The sequence below is a fragment of the Ruminococcus sp. AM42-11 genome (assembly GCF_003480145.1).
GTDB lineage: Bacteria > Bacillota > Clostridia > Lachnospirales > Lachnospiraceae > Blautia_A > Blautia_A faecis.
Genome location: NZ_QUIO01000035.1, coordinates 1 through 15,077, shown reverse-complemented (window position 1 = coordinate 15,077; position 15,077 = coordinate 1). Strand labels below are relative to the sequence as shown.

Below are 15,077 nucleotides of genomic sequence, written 5' to 3'. Positions count from 1 at the left end.
AGTCTGCCACCTCCTTATTCCACAATCTTGCCGTCCTCAATGCGGATAATCCGATCTGCAAGGCGGGCAATGTCGTTGTTGTGTGTAATCATCACTACGGTTTGTCGGAACTCTGCACTGGTGCGCTTGATTAGCCCCAGCACCTCTGCACTGGTCTTGCTGTCAAGGTTGCCGGTCGGTTCGTCGGCCAACACGATAGCCGGTTTGGTAATCAAGGCACGAGCAATCGCTACTCGCTGTTGCTGACCGCCGGATAGATTATTTGGCATATTTTTCAGTTTATCTTCCAGCCCCAGCAGATGAACAATCTCATTCAAAAACTTTTTATCTACCGTGTCCCCGTCCAGTTCCACCGGCAGGACGATGTTCTCATACACATTCAGGATCGGAACAAGGTTATAGTTCTGGAAGATAAAGCCGATGTTACGGCGGCGGAAGATGGTAAGCTGTTCATCGTTCATTTTTGACAGTTCTTTGTCCCGGACAATCACATTGCCGGAAGTAGGTGTGTCCAGCCCTCCCATCATGTGAAGTAAGGTGGATTTGCCGCTGCCAGATGTTCCCACAACAGCCACAAACTCGCCGTCCTCCACGGAGAAGTTCACACCGTCAAGGGCACGGGTAATGTTCGGCTTTGTGCCATAATACTTTTTCAGGTCAATAGTCTGTAAAACGCTCATATTCAAAACTCCTTTCAAGGCTTCTTGCCTGTTGATAAAGGTATTATAAAACCCAAATGTCCGCGAAATGTTACAGCGGCCAAAAAATTTCATTGAAAATCGGGGTGAAATGTTACAACGCTCGGACATTTCAAAAAAATTTACGGCGGGCAGCCGGGAATGGCCGTCCGCCGCGTTCTATTTTGTAGGCAGCATAATGGAAAATTCCGAACCCTTGCCCGGCTCCGAAACCACTTTGATATAGCCGCCCTGTCGCGTTACGATCTCGCGGGCCAGATACAGGCCAATGCCCACGCCCTGCTGTTCGTGTACTTCTTCCTCACGATAGAAGCGCCGGAAGATGGCAGCCTGATTGCTTTCGGAAATGCCCTTGCCGGTGTCGGTCACTTTGATCTCCACATACATTTCCCACAGCACCACCGACACAGCGATTTTCCCTCCCGCCGGGGTGTACTTCACCGCATTGTCCAGCAGGTTAAAGAGGGCTTCGGATGTCCACTTGCTGTCATGGGAAACGGTCAAATCCTCCGGGCAGTCCACAGACACGGCGATTTCCTTTTTCTCCGCTGCATACACGATCCCACTCATGGCCTGCGCCACGGTATCAAAGAGGCGACCCGGTTTCTTGTCCAACTGGATCACGCCTGTTTCCAGACGGGAGGTTTTCACAAGGGCCTGAAAGAGAAAGTCCAGCTTATCCGTCTGGCTGCGGATTCCCCGGATAAAGTCGGTGCGCTCCGCCTCGGTCATAGGCTTTTCCAGCAGGGTGTCCGTCGCCATTTTCAGATTGCTTACCGGCGTTTTCACTTGATGGGAAATATCCGATACAAGGGTCTGCAACTCCTGCCGTTCCTCGTCCACCCGGCGGCGGTTCTCCTGCATGATCTGGTAAAGCCTTGCCAACCGGTGTCCGATTCTGGCAAGCTGGGTTTCGCTGTCCTCTGGCCGCTGGGGTGCTTCATTTCCGGCGATCATATGGTCTAAAGTCTGGCACAGGTTAGCGGTAAACTGCGACAGCCGCTTTCCAAACGCCTGCGTCAGTACAAAAATCCCCACAAGGGCGCACAGTAGCAGCGCCCCGCCAGTCAGCAGCACCGCCGTCTGTTTTGTAACAAGAAACAGGGCTATGGTGATCCCGGACATGGAAAGGACAAGTCCTATTGCCACCCGGCTAAACAGCCGCTTTACCGATAGGTTTTGAAACTTCATTTTGCCTCGCCTCCCGTCCATTGATAACCCATGCCGTAAACGGTCTTGATGTAGGGCGCGCCGCCGTCGGATTCGATCTTGCTGCGAATTCGGCTAATGGAGGTTGTCAGGGTGTGTTCGTCTACAAACCTTTCGTCTATATCCCACAGCTTTTCCAAAAGCTGCCCACGGGTCAGCACTTGCCGGGGATTTTTACGGAACAGATTCAGCATTTTATATTCCATCAGGGATAGGGTCAGGGGCTTGCCGTTTAAGGAAGCCGTCTGCTCCGAGAAGTCCAGAAACAGCCGCCCGTCGTCGTAAATGTCCTTGGCCGGTTTGTGATGTTCCAGCATGGCGAACATGGCTTTGATTTTCCGCTGCAAGGCCCCGATCACAAAGGGCTTTGTGATGTAGTCCACCGCGCCCACCTCATAGCCCCGTATCTGGTCACTCTCCTGATCGTTGGCGGTCAGGAAAATTACGATGGTGTCCGGGTACTGGGGCTTTATCAGCTTGCACAGCTCAAACCCATTCCCGTCCGGCAGGTTGATGTCCAGCAGCACCAGATCAAATTCCCGCTGGCGGATGGCGTCGGCTGCGGTTCTGGCATTTAGGGCAGAAGTCACGCCGTAGCCGTCTGCGGTCAGGTTATAGGCCAACATCTTATTCAAAAAACTGTCGTCCTCGACAATTAAAATCTGCTTCATATCCTCACTTCCTTTTCTTTTTGCAAATAGTATAACAGGCAAATGTCCGAGAATTGTTACAAGGACAAATATATTTATCATTTTACAGCTTTTTTCTGTGTACTGCAATTTTATAAAAAAAAGGACAGCAGTATCAAATTGCTGTCCTTGCGGTTTATTATAGCTGGTAGTGTATAAGCGTGGGTTCATCATATTTGGTGTGGTATCTTTAACTATGGGAAACTCCTGTTTCCCATCTGGAAACTGTTCTTGCAGACACTCTGAATTTCTCAGCAAGCTGCTCTTGTGTCAGATTTTTTTCCTTACGACATTGCTTTAAAAAAGCTCCGATCTTTTTTGTGTCCATGTCTCTACCTCTCTTCCACTTACAGTTTACCAATATGTAACAAAATTACCACGACATAAAATGAGAATCCACGAATTTTCAACCAGACATTGTATGTCTACGATATTCAAAGATACTTTCAACATCAAAAGCTGCTTTATGGACATTGAAAATTATCAATCTTTGGGTTCAACATCCGATTTACCCTTTCAATCGGGAATTTATCTTCAATATCAGTCACTTCAAATAAATTTAACGGTAGCGATTTTTCCCCAATTAGAGAAAGATATTCCTTAACAGCTCTGCGGTCGATCATGATTTTTCCATGCCCATCCCAATGACGATTACTCTCTTTCTTCTTCAACCCGGAAATCCAATATTCGTCGCCATTCTCAATATCTATATAATTGGAATAATTGCCATTATATTTTTGAAAGGCATGGTTATTAAAATAGATTGTTTTCTTACTCTTTGAAGTTTTCACATATCCGATCCATGCCGGACCATCATCTGAATATCCCGTTTTAAGTTCAATGTACATTAAATCATGAATCATTTTTAACATCTCCACCTAAAGGAACAGTTTTAGCCATTCTCATTTTTTACTGCTGCTTAATAAGCTCCCGGATTCCACAGATAAACGATAAAACAATTACTATAATGTAACCACTCCGGTTTACAACCGTATTCTCAGCCCAGTTGCTTACTGCGATCACAGTCCATAAAGCTCCCTGTACAACCATCAGCATTCCATTTGTTTTTGGATTACTTTGCTTTGCAACCAATAAGAAAATGTAAACTGCTAAAATAATGAGTGATATAATGATTGTTAATGTTGACATAGGCTTGTTCTCCTTTGCTGTCCTGTTTTTTATTATTTCTGAGTCAGAATACCATTTTCTTCCAGTGCTTCTGTAAATACGAAATATATTCGTGTTACTGCGGGTTTATAGTAATGAAGCATATGGCAGATATCGCAATGCATTCTTTATTTTGCAATATACAAAACACCTAGCATACCAGGTCCGCAATGACTTGATACAACACCGCCAGCCCTGGTTTCCAGTATCTCATCAAAAATGTCAAGTTCTTTCAGATAAGCCCTCACTTTTTCTACAGTTTCCTGTTCACAGCCAGAATGTGTTATAAATACGCGTTCAGGTCTCGCTTTTTTTAAATCTTTTTCCATATCTTTTACATAGTTCATGACAACAGAAGCAATTTTTCCACGGTATTTCTTAGATGCATTCATTGCACCATCTTCCACTACAATCCTGGGATGCAGTTTTAAAACACCTCCGGCCATAGCCGCTACTGCATTGCAGCGTCCGCCTCGGTATAAATAAGTAAGGGTATCTACCACAAAGCTTGCTCTCACATTTGGTTTTAACTTCTCTATCTCAGAAACAATCTGGGAAGCTGTCCGGTTATTCTTTGCCATAATTGCAGCTTCTACTACAAGAAGGCCGATACCGGTAGAAAGGTTTGCAGAATCGATTACTTTTATTCGGTCAGAAGCCCCCAGTTCTTCAGCAGCAAGGCGCATCACATTTCCAGAAGTGGACATACCTGCTGAAATAGAAAAGCAGACAATTTCCCTTCCAGCCTCTGCATAGGGGCGAAAAAGCTCCATGGCATCTGCCAGGGCAGGTGCAGAAGTTTTAGGTGTTGTCTTGTTTGCATCAGACCAGGCATAGATCTGATCCGGAGTAATGTTTTTTCCATCTTCATATTCTTTATCACCCAGAAGAATATGAAGCGGAAGAATGTCAATCTCATATTTTCGCAATAATTCCTGTGAAAGGTCGCAGGTACTGTCTGAAATAATTTTTACCATATATTCACACCCTTTTCCCGAACAAAGTCTGGGATATCTTCGGCTAAGGCAGGATAAAAGTTTCACTTTTACGCATAAATCCCGCCAGCTATTTCACTACTAATCAATATATTGTACCAAAAAACGATCGCAATTTCTATTCATTTACTATAAATTACATTCTTTCCCAAAACGGAAACAAGAGTGGGTATTGTTTTTGAATAAAAAAATCGTATTACCTACAACGAACTTTGCAGAAAATACAGCAAGGCGAATTGTTTAATTATATGACGGAGCGAGGGCTCAAAGGTTTTCAGAGTGGCAAATACGGAAGTACCGCATTGCATTTGACTTCCCTACAATATCAAATTAAGCAAGACTGCCCAGACCTTTTTATTGGTGTTGATCTTGCTATAATTCATAAATGAAGTATAGCATGAAAAAGTGGTTTTTTGTATTGGATTTCCATCATATAAAAAACTGCTAAATTGTATCTAAAAGATCACAATCTAACAGTTTTCCATTATATGGTACAATTTACAAAAATACCAATTTATTATGATTAATACGTTGGAAGAAGGCCTCCATTGCCTGTCATGCAGACAATGGAGCAAGCCTTAGGGGAATAAAATACTTTTATTTACAAGAATAAAGTATATACTTTTCTTTTAAATAAGTACATGGATAAAATTACATAAAACATGCACAAAATACAATAGTTAGTCAAATGAATACCAGAGATTGATACAAATTAATTTTGCAAGAATACCTTATTCAAATAATTTTTTTGCCTTCTCCAGATTCATTTTTCCATTCACTTTCAAATAAATTTTTGTAATTTTAAGCGGCTCACCCATCTCACTGCAAAGCTCCTGCGCCTGTGATAAAGGAATATAGATATCTTCATTTTCCGTTACGGCAGTTACTTTACATGGAAGATAAACAGTTTGCTGTTCATTTTCTTCGTGCCCAGTCAAGGATACCAGATGATCTGCCGCGCCAGAAAGCTCTTTTGTATTTCCAGCAAGTGCATAAGAAATGGTTAGATTTTCTCCCATTTGCAGGAATTTTTCCTGTTGTTTTTTTGAAATGGAATGATTATTTGAGTCTTTCATGTTTTGCAATGCTTTACTTCCAAGCAACAACACCGGTGTATTTCCTAAATCATTCTGCTCTGGATTTTCTCCAAACGCATTCAGATCGATTCCTAAAAAGGTGGCTGTTTCCGTATAATCTTCAATCTTGATGGTTACTGGAATTTCCACAACGGGCCATATCTCTTTTATCCCTTCTATTTTTTTTGCCTTTTTCAAAAAATCATCATCATAAGTAAGGTCTCCAAGGGAAACCAGTGCCAAGTATTGTTTTTTCCCATCCTGTATTCCTGCAAAAAGCTTTATAGAGAAAAATAATGCCAATATCAGAAGAAAACCTACAAAACAGGTAAAACTATCTATTCTATTCTTTTTCAATGGGCATCCACCTTTCTGGTTTCTTCCAGAAGTATGTTTTTCTTATGAAGCTTACCCAAAAGAAGTAGAATCACAGAAACAAGCAGTACTGCAATAACTGCAATAACGGAATACCACCAGCTGTTTGTTTCTTCCTGGTCATCCTCTATTTTTAAAGACTGGATTTTAGCTTCTTTAATCTCAGACTCAAACTCTGTACTTTCCTCATAGGAATTGCCGGCTGCATCCTCATAAGTAAGAATCAGTTTTCCGGTAATCCTGCCAGGAAAAGAACCGTCATCTTCTTCTGATTTTCCTTTTACATACACACGGAGACTTCCCTGTACTGCGGTTCCAGCTTCTAATGTTCCTAAAAAAGCGGACTCTTTTGGGTTCAATCCGTCTGCTTCCAGCCGGACACTTGCATTATATATCTTATCCCTTCCAAGATTCATTGCTTTCACCGGAATTTCTACCGTATCCATGGTATATAAAACGGAAGGAATATCAGAAGCTTCCAGTTTTGCACGCGCCGGCTGAGTGATCTGAAAGGACAGCGTTTCTGTACCTGTCGCTCCCGACGCTTTTGAATCTTCGTAATCCAGAGAAAAAGAAACTGTTGCCTGACCTGGAGTACAGTCCTCTGCTATAGTGACCTTTTGCTTCAGGGTAATTGCTTCTCCTGGAGTCAGTCTCTGAACATAAAAAGAGTTTCTCTCAAATTCAATTCCCTTTGTATCCGCAGAAATAGAAATCTTTAGACCAAATACATTCTGGCTACGGCTTTTATTCCGGAATGTCAGTGACATTTCTGTGACAGAGCCTGCTTTTAGATTTTGTCCGGAAAGATTGTTATCCTCTAAAAGAACCTGCGGTTTATGTAGTATTTTCTCACCAGACGAGCTGGCAGAAGAACCGCCTCCACTATACTCTCCAGCAGAATAATCCCCACTATCTATAACAGGATCTGTGATCTGTGTTCCGTTATCTGTATCAGTATTTCCATTTTCTATTATGACATGGATTGTCTTCTTTTCGTCCTCAGCAGAAGCGTCTCCTGATATAAATCCATCCAGGTCAGAATTTTGATTTTCCGAATCCGTTTTTTCAGGAGTCTGTTCCTCAGTTTCCGGAATCTTCTCATCTGTAGGATTGTTTTTTTCCTCTTCAAAAGGCAATGTACTGTCTGCATCACTATAAGAAGCTGATTGATCTGCTTCCAAAACAGACTCTCCCACAAAAGCAGCTTCCATATTCCCTGCATCTTCTGCAAAAACAGATGTCGGCAGAAGCATCATGAAACTTAATATTGCGAATGTGGTTTTCACAAATTTTTTTCCCATTTTCAGGCTGTCCTTTCTCTTAAAACTCCGCCATCCATCTCATATACGTGATCACATAAAATCCGGATATCCTCATCATTATGGCTTGCCAATAAAATGGTTTTTCCAGCTGCCTTTAAATCAAGCAAAAGTTCCCTGATCTCTGCCACGCCGTGTTTATCCAGACCGTTAAATGGTTCATCCAGAATCAGGAAGCGAGGATCTTCCATAATGGCCTGTGCAATCCCAAGGCGTTGCCGCATTCCAAGAGAGTACTTTCCAACCGGCTTTTTCATATCCGGATCCAGTCCTACTTTTTTTAGGATCAGGCGGATATCTGCCTTTGAAATCATTCTTTTCATATCTGCCAGTATTTCCAGGTTCTTTACACCGGTATACTGGGTAAGAAATCCAGGCGTCTCAATGATGACACCAAGGCTTTCTGGAAAATCTACATCACGACCAATTTCTTTTCCGAAAACACGGATGGTGCCTGTGGTAACAGGAAGGAATCCGCAGATACATTTCATAAGTACTGTTTTGCCAGAGCCATTATTTCCTACAACGCCGTAAACCTGTCCCACCTTTAAGGTAAGATTTACTTCTTTTAATACCAGATCTTCCCCGAACCTTTTGGTTACGTGTTCTATTTTCACACAGGTATTTTGAAATTCAGATTTCTTCCACTTTTCCATTTAAAACACCTCCAAAAATTCCCATTAACACCAATAAAAATAATAGCAGAAATAACCACAATCCCGCTTTATCCGTTCCCCAGTTTCCATCTGCCAGAATCCATTCCACTGGGTAAAACCAGATCTGGTCTTTGAAATAGCGGTCATGAAGTATAATTCCAAAATAATAGCTGACAAAAGGAATCCCATATGCCATATAAGCTGAATTCCATAAGGTACCACAGATTCCACCAAAAGTGCTTAGAATACTTCCGATCAGTCCCATCCTAAGAGCTTTCATAAGCAGCTCCAGAAACTGTTCCTTTGGAAAGCTGCCTTTTATTTCCATAGGATAAAATATAACAAAATTAACAAGAAGTATGGTGCTTATAGCAAATATCCAGACTAAAAATCCAGATGTCATAACAGAAAAGACTTTTCCTTCCACATATAGCCTGCGGTTTGTCCTGGGAAATGCAGCTTTTAAAAATCCACTTTTATACTCCTGTAAAAAAGAATCACTCCACGGCAGTACCGCAGCTACAGGGATGGCAAAAGATACCATCTGACTTTTCAATGAACCATCCAGCAGGCTGATAAAAGTTCCACATGTTAATGCTTTTTTCAAACTTGGATAAGTCTGACCTGCTGCGATAGAAAAGCAGGCAATCAGCCATGCCGCCAGGAAACTCCTGCCAAGAAGCATACGTTTTGTTTCTACCCGCATAGATATTTCCCCTTTTGATTATGTTTTTTCTCCCAGAAATTCAAAGGGATATTTTTTCATCCTGCGAAGTGCCAGAACCATAAGAACAAATAAAATACCTGCGAAGAACATACAGGACTGCCAGATGGTCGGAAGTAATGGATCATAGCCAAAGTTATGTTTTCCATATACAGCCTGGTTCAAAGGACTGATCCAGCAGATCAGTACATTCACCTGATACATTTCATATTTTTCCTTATGCAAAATTGCGGCTACCACACTGGGTTCCAGTAAAAATCCAAATACACTATAAAGTAGTCCAAACACCATGCCTTTTGTTTTTCCTTTATAAAGATTTCCAACAAGGATCACAAAACCAAGTGTCAGGGAATAGCAGAATAACAGGAGAAAAACCTGCAGCATACAGCCATACGGAGAGATACTCTCCATGACTCTTACTGTAGAGGGGACCTGCAAGTTTTTCCCCAGTTCAGAATATCCGAGCATGGCAGCAGTCTCGCTCCACAGGTTGCCCGGATAACTGTCCTTCATACACAGTACAGATGTAAATAGCAGCATCAATACTGTATAAAGAGCAGTCACAAAAATAATATAAATAAACTGTCCCAAAAGCCATTTTTTCTTTGTTGTTCGAATTAACTGATATGGAGTAACTGGTGTCATCTTTGGCAGGTCTGAGAACAGCAGAAGCAACAGAAGAGAACTGAGCAGTACTGCTGTTCCATCCCCAAAGGTCCAAAGAAATGGCTCTACAGCCTGTACCGGTGTATCATAGTTTTCCATAACAACCATGATTCTTCCAGTGAGAAGAAAGCTAAGTACAAATTCCAGAAGGAAGGTAAAAATGACTTTGGGATTTCGAAAATAGCCAAAGAAATTGTAATGTACAATTCCAAGTACCTGCTTCATATCAGTAGCCCAGATCCCTGTCTATAATACTGCCATCCACGGCGTTAATGGTAAGGAAGCTCCAGTTTGGATAGTCTGTGATGTCCGAGTAACTATTCCCATCATAGTCACCTTCCACTTTTCTGCTTCCAAAGAAATCCCAAACGGGAACCAGAAGACCTGTATGCGGATCTGTGGATGGTTCATAAATTCTTGCATAGCCCAGAACAATCCGGTCAACATCATAAACTCTTGATTTTTCATATTCCATATTATCTGCATTGGTCACTACCATCATTTTTTCATATGTTTTCATAATCTCAGAAAATGGAAGAAGGTTTAAATTTTCTGTTTTTGTCTCTCCTATGGTATAAGGGTTTGAATAATACATGCTTTCAATTCCATCTTTATCGACAAAGAAATAAAGACTTTCATAAGACCAGGTTTCCATAGTGCTGTCCATATCTTCCAAAGCACCGCCATCTGCCATTGTCCGAGTAATCGGAACACCGTTTATAGTACGTGTGTAATAAATCGCATATCCGCTTCCAAGATTACTTAAACTATTATCCTTTTCAAGATTATTGCACAATGCATAACTCCAGTCTGAAAACTGCAGATCTGTAATCCCCATTTTATCTACTTTTTCCTGTACCATTTTTTTTGCTTCATCTAATGAAATCCCAATGGACTCCTCAGTAGGTTTTTCCCCTTCACTGGAAGAAGTATAATCAGACCAGGTCGTGTCCACAGGCAGCTTTTCCCCGCCAGATTTTGCCAATTTTCTGATTTTGACAGATAAGGTATCGGATCCGTAGGAAGATGTCATGTAAAAATATTCTGATCCATCCGGCATCTGTGCAACACCGGAGAATTCATTTTCCGCAGTACCATTTTCTGTCTCCTGGGAGCCTGCAACAGGTCTTCCTTCTGCCAGGGTCTTCGTCTCCGGGGCTGATTGATACTGCTCTTCCCAGTATTCAATATCATCATAAATATTATAGTAAAGGTTACCATCTTCATCCGTACCCCAATTATAGGGATCCAGATTTCCGTTTGCTACATCTTCTTTTAGTTCATCCAACGTTTTTTTGATTTCATCCTTTGTCTGGGTATAATAGCTATCCGATGTATACAGCTTTGCCTCTGAGAAAAAGGCATCTGTAATACGGTCAAGAAGATCCTGTGTAACTTCTGCAGGCGTGACAGAAATTGCGGATATCTTTTCTACATCCGGTATTTCTACAGTGGCATCCGTGTTCACTACAAGTTTTGCACTGTCATCTGTAGTCTGACTTTTATAGGTTTCCGGAGCATTGAGCAGGTCTCGAATAGTTGTTCTTACCGCTGTGTTCTTATCCTTTGTATTTTCAGAAGAGTCCTCGTTCACCATATCTACGCCTTCAGTTTCTGTATAAGCATTTTCTACCTTGCTCCCTTTTGGTTTTACAAGGGAAGATTCCGGGGTCTGGGCACATCCTGTGAGCATTCCTATACAAAGTGTTAATCCTACAATTTTATTTATGTTTTTTCTCATGTTGAATAAATTCTCCTTCCTGTTTATGTCCACAAGTATAGCATCTTTCATTGCACCAAATCTTCCGCAAGTTGTAACTGTTCTGTAAATTCCAATTATTTACCATAAAACAGATACGATTGTTCCTTTTCCCAGATGGCTTGTAATTTCCAGCTGAAATCCATGTATATCTGCAATTTTCTGGCATAGCGCAAGACCAAGCCCAACACTTCCCTTTACTCTGGAACGTGATTTATCGACCATATAAAAAGCTTCTGTTACTCTTTTCAGATCCTCCTCTGGAATTCCCTTCCCATAATCCTGAACGGATAAATGATTTTGGGTTGCCTCCAGTACGATTTTTGAATTCTCATCGGAAGCCTTGACTGCATTATCAATAAAATTTGTCACTGCACTCATCATAAGGTCCGGATCAAATGTTTTTCTAAGCTCCTCTGGATTACAATGTATTTCAAGACAAATTTTTTTCTCCTGAAGCCTGTAAGTAACAAGTTTTTTTACATCTTCCAGAAATTGATTCATCTGAACTTCCACTGGAACAAATTCTGCTTCACCTGTTTCATATAATCCGGTAAGTTCCAGCATTTTCACTGAAAGCCTGGAAAGCCTTCGGCATTCATTTCTAATATAATCAAGCGCTATCTCCTGCCTCTTGGGAGATAGGCGTACCGTTAGAAGTGTATCTGCATATCCTATGATTGCAGTCATCGGTGTCTTTAATTCATGGGCCAAACTTCCAAGCAGCTGTCTCTGTGCCTGGTTTACGGAAGAAAGCTTTTCAATCTGCTCCCTTACTTTACCTGTCATAAGATTAAAGCTTTTCCCAACCTGTGCCAGTTCCGTCTTTCCCTCTGATGGCACTTTTATCTCATAATTTCCATTTGCCACAGAAACAGCCGCTTCTTTTAGCCTTGTGAGCGGTTCCATAATTTTCCGCAAAGTCAAAAACAGGAAAAAGCCAACAAACAGAACCAGAAACAAGGTAAACCCTCCTGCCTGATAAAACAGTGTCTGACTCTGTTTTTGTACACTGGTAATATCTTTGTAGGTGACGATCTGATAGTTCATGTCTGTAGAACTGTAGCTGGAAGAATAAAAGAGCAAAAATACGTTGCCATTTGTTTTGCTGATCAGTGGTTTATCACAATAGATGTCATTTTCGAATCCATCATGTTTGTTTTTTGTTAGGTTTCTGATATTTTGCAGATCAAACTCATATTTTGTCCCATTATATTGTTCTTTTCCATCCTGATATAAAACGGCGCTGTCGTGGAATACCTGACGAAAAGCATAAATAATCATTTTTTCCCAGATTTTATCATCAGAGTCCTGTGTTTTGCTTTTAATCCGCATTAACATGTTTTCAAACTTAGAAATATTTGTTTGAAACCTGCTATTTTCATAACTGTTGATATTTTCTATGCTCTGATTTTTCCACCTGTAAGTTGTATAGAAAAAAATTCCAGATGACAGCAGAAGCACCATGCAGATTACCTGTAAAAAAATTTTTGTAAATAGCTTCATAAATCCACCTCAAGTCGATAACCAATTCTGGGAATGGTTTGATTTTATCTTGCCAGCTTAGTTTTTTTCTGATGCGTCCAACGTGTGCATCCACAGTTCTTGTTTCTCCGCAGAATTCCTCCTTCCACAGTTCCTGCAAGATCTGGCTTCTGGTAAGTGCTTTATTTGGGTTTTTTACGAACACCATAAGGCAGTTATATTCCATAGGTTTTAAATATATTTCTTCTCCATTTTTCGTAACTATGTGACTTACGGTATCAATTATGACATCGTCTATCTGAATCTGTTTCGGTGCCGTTCCATAACGATCTAACACTTTTTCCAAACGCACCATTACCTCCAGCATTTCAAAAGGCTTTACTATATAGTCCTCGGCTCCGTCTTTTAACCCTTTTACTTTACTTGTAACATCAGCCTTTGCCGTAAGAAATATAACCGGAATACCAAACTTTTTTAATTCCGGTAAAAGGGTATAACCATCCTTTCCCGGAAGCATAATATCCACAAGTGCGCACTGAAATTCATGGTCCTGTACGACGCCTTCACTTGCATCATTTCCATCCAGATAACCTACTGTTTCATAGCCAGCAGCTTCCAGATTCATACAAAGCAGATCATTGATTGCCATTTCATCTTCTATCACCAGTATTCTTGCTTTCATAATAATGTTCCTTTCATTTTACACAAACCCGATTATTTCTTTATTGTGCGTGATTTTTACTATTACAATTATACACTAATTTCAGTACTGCGAACGTAACCGATTTGTAAAGAAAAAGGAATCAAGAACGATCCATCTGGAAGTCGTTTTGATTCCTCAAATCCCACTACATTTTTGATTTCATTTTGTTAATTGTGTTTATATGAGTCACACCCTCCCTCTCTTAGAACTGTCTATTTCCCGACAGACAATCATGAGAAAATCTCACCACAATAAATGAAAACTGGATACTAGCTATACGTTATGTAGTGGTATACTTAAGGTGCCGAATAAGATCGGAAGGGGATTGGTGCTTACAAGCCCGTCCGACAGACTGATTTTCAGCTCCTTAGGTGTACCACTTTTTGTTTCCATCGGGTTTTGATGAGGACGCAGGACAGCCAACAATTAAGCAAGGAGCTGCATCGGCTTATGCGAAGGAGGTTTGCTTTATGGAAGTATTGTATAAGCGGTGTTGTGGGATTGACATTCATAAAAATATGATGGTAGCCTGTATTTTTACGAGTGTCAGAAAAAAAGAAATCCGTCAGTTTTCAACAATAACGGAAGATATTCTCCAATTAGTTTCGTGGCTGAAAGAAACAGATTGTGAGATGGCTGCCATGGAAAGTACGGGCTCTTATTGGAAACCTGTATATAATATATTTGAAGAAGAACAGATACCGATCATGGTTGTGAATGCGCAGCATATCAAAGGAGTTCCCGGACGTAAGACGGATGTAAAAGATGCAGAGTGGATTGCCGATCTGGTACGCCATGGATTAGTAAAAGCAAGTTACATACCAAATAGGGATCAAAGAGAACTGCGAGAAATAACCCGTTACCGCCAGGAGGTAATTGAAGAACGTGCTCGTGAATTAAATCGAATCCAGGCTGTGTTAGAAGGCTGCAATGTTAAATTGAGCAGTGTAATTACCGATATCAGCGGAAAAAGCGGTATGACAATTTTAAAGGCAATTGTATCTGGAGAAACAGATCCGGTTGTTTTAAGTGAACTTGCTGAAGGAAGAGCCAGAGATAAAATTCCAGAAATGCAGAAATCCCTACAAGGACGGATATCAGAACATCAGCAAAAAATGTTGAAACATCAACTTGGGCATATTGAAAGCCTGACCGCTTTAATTATGGATTTAGATGCAGATATTAAAAAAAAACAGAATCCATAAATTGGGCAATCGAAGCTTTGGATGATATGCCTGGGATTGGAAGAAAAAGTGCAGAACGAATTTTAGCGGAAACTGGTGTGGAAATGGAGCACTTTCAAAATGAATCCCGTTTCAGCTCATGGGCGGGGCTTGTGCCTGAGTGTAAGGAAAGCGCCGGAAAAAAGATGAGTACACGAATACGGAAAGGAAATAAATATTTGAAAGCAACGCTGGTGGAATGTGCTCGTGCTGGAATACGAAACAAGCAAAGTTATCTCTACTCCCGTTATCAAAGAATTGCCGCGCGCAGAGGTGGGAAAAGGGCTTTAATTGCAGTAGCCCATACCATGTTAATCGCGATCTATCATA

The 15,077-nt window shown here is 41.2% G+C and carries 17 protein-coding genes; 2 read left to right on the top strand and 15 right to left on the bottom strand.

Going from position 1 to position 15,077, the window contains the following annotated elements; genetic code table 11:
• Positions 1 to 14: 14 nt before the first annotated feature.
• From DW904_RS17150 to DW904_RS17080, 15 genes are all read right to left on the bottom strand, one after another.
• Positions 15 to 680, bottom strand: coding sequence for an ABC transporter ATP-binding protein (locus tag DW904_RS17150; RefSeq protein WP_117738863.1), 666 nt, complete (start codon positions 678 to 680; stop codon positions 15 to 17).
• Between the two features lie 177 nt (positions 681 to 857).
• Positions 858 to 1,889, bottom strand: coding sequence for a HAMP domain-containing sensor histidine kinase (locus DW904_RS17145; RefSeq protein WP_116704912.1), 1,032 nt, complete (start codon positions 1,887 to 1,889; stop codon positions 858 to 860).
• Positions 1,886 to 2,578: a response regulator transcription factor gene (locus tag DW904_RS17140; protein ID WP_064786815.1), complete on the bottom strand. Its 693-nt coding sequence runs from the start codon at positions 2,576 to 2,578 to the stop codon at positions 1,886 to 1,888. Before DW904_RS17140 ends, DW904_RS17145 begins: the two co-directional genes overlap by 4 nt.
• A gap of 208 nt (positions 2,579 to 2,786) precedes the next feature.
• Positions 2,787 to 2,924 carry a helix-turn-helix transcriptional regulator gene (locus DW904_RS17135; RefSeq protein ID WP_226838131.1) on the bottom strand — a complete coding sequence of 46 codons (138 nt, stop codon included), beginning with the start codon at positions 2,922 to 2,924 and terminating at the stop codon, positions 2,787 to 2,789.
• Between the two features lie 136 nt (positions 2,925 to 3,060).
• Positions 3,061 to 3,459, bottom strand: a complete 399-nt coding sequence (locus DW904_RS17130) for a mannose-1-phosphate guanylyltransferase (protein ID WP_117854472.1) — start codon at positions 3,457 to 3,459, stop codon at positions 3,061 to 3,063.
• Positions 3,460 to 3,505: 46 nt separating this feature from the next.
• Complete coding sequence (locus tag DW904_RS17125) at positions 3,506 to 3,745, bottom strand: hypothetical protein (protein ID WP_118583035.1); 240 nt, start codon at positions 3,743 to 3,745, stop codon at positions 3,506 to 3,508.
• 146 nt (positions 3,746 to 3,891) lie between these two features.
• Positions 3,892 to 4,740 carry a DegV family protein gene (locus DW904_RS17120; protein ID WP_118583032.1) on the bottom strand — a complete coding sequence of 283 codons (849 nt, stop codon included), beginning with the start codon at positions 4,738 to 4,740 and terminating at the stop codon, positions 3,892 to 3,894.
• Positions 4,741 to 5,489: 749 nt separating this feature from the next.
• Entirely contained in the window at positions 5,490 to 6,191 is a 702-nt protein-coding gene (locus DW904_RS17115) for a hypothetical protein (RefSeq protein ID WP_226841042.1), read from the bottom strand.
• Entirely contained in the window at positions 6,188 to 7,513 is a 1,326-nt protein-coding gene (locus DW904_RS17110; protein WP_118583029.1) for a hypothetical protein, read from the bottom strand. The genes DW904_RS17115 and DW904_RS17110 overlap by 4 nt, the downstream gene beginning before the upstream one ends.
• Before the next feature lie 2 nt (positions 7,514 to 7,515).
• Positions 7,516 to 8,187: an ATP-binding cassette domain-containing protein gene (locus tag DW904_RS17105; RefSeq protein WP_117854462.1), complete on the bottom strand. Its 672-nt coding sequence runs from the start codon at positions 8,185 to 8,187 to the stop codon at positions 7,516 to 7,518.
• On the bottom strand, positions 8,165 to 8,893 hold the full coding sequence (locus DW904_RS17100) for an ABC transporter permease (protein ID WP_226815837.1): 729 nt from the start codon (positions 8,891 to 8,893) through the stop codon (positions 8,165 to 8,167). The genes DW904_RS17105 and DW904_RS17100 overlap by 23 nt, the downstream gene beginning before the upstream one ends.
• Positions 8,894 to 8,911: 18 nt before the next feature.
• Positions 8,912 to 9,802, bottom strand: a complete 891-nt coding sequence (locus DW904_RS17095; protein WP_118583026.1) for a hypothetical protein — start codon at positions 9,800 to 9,802, stop codon at positions 8,912 to 8,914.
• 1 nt (position 9,803) lies between these two features.
• Complete coding sequence (locus DW904_RS17090; protein WP_118583023.1) at positions 9,804 to 11,318, bottom strand: DUF6034 family protein; 1,515 nt, start codon at positions 11,316 to 11,318, stop codon at positions 9,804 to 9,806.
• 99 nt (positions 11,319 to 11,417) lie between these two features.
• The gene (locus DW904_RS17085) at positions 11,418 to 12,671 is read right to left on the bottom strand and encodes a HAMP domain-containing sensor histidine kinase (protein WP_243110474.1); all 1,254 of its coding nucleotides are present in this window, start codon (positions 12,669 to 12,671) and stop codon (positions 11,418 to 11,420) included.
• Positions 12,672 to 12,717: 46 nt separating this feature from the next.
• Positions 12,718 to 13,503 carry a response regulator transcription factor gene (locus DW904_RS17080; protein WP_347562191.1) on the bottom strand — a complete coding sequence of 262 codons (786 nt, stop codon included), beginning with the start codon at positions 13,501 to 13,503 and terminating at the stop codon, positions 12,718 to 12,720.
• A gap of 491 nt (positions 13,504 to 13,994) precedes the next feature.
• Here DW904_RS17080 and DW904_RS17075 point away from each other — a divergent pair, with 491 nt between their 5' ends.
• The gene (locus DW904_RS17075) at positions 13,995 to 14,729 is read left to right on the top strand and encodes an IS110 family transposase (RefSeq protein WP_118583017.1); all 735 of its coding nucleotides are present in this window, start codon (positions 13,995 to 13,997) and stop codon (positions 14,727 to 14,729) included.
• Positions 14,730 to 14,755: 26 nt separating this feature from the next.
• Positions 14,756 to 15,077, top strand: a 322-nt coding sequence (locus tag DW904_RS17070; RefSeq protein ID WP_243110473.1) for a transposase, incomplete at its 3' end; no start/stop codon positions are given.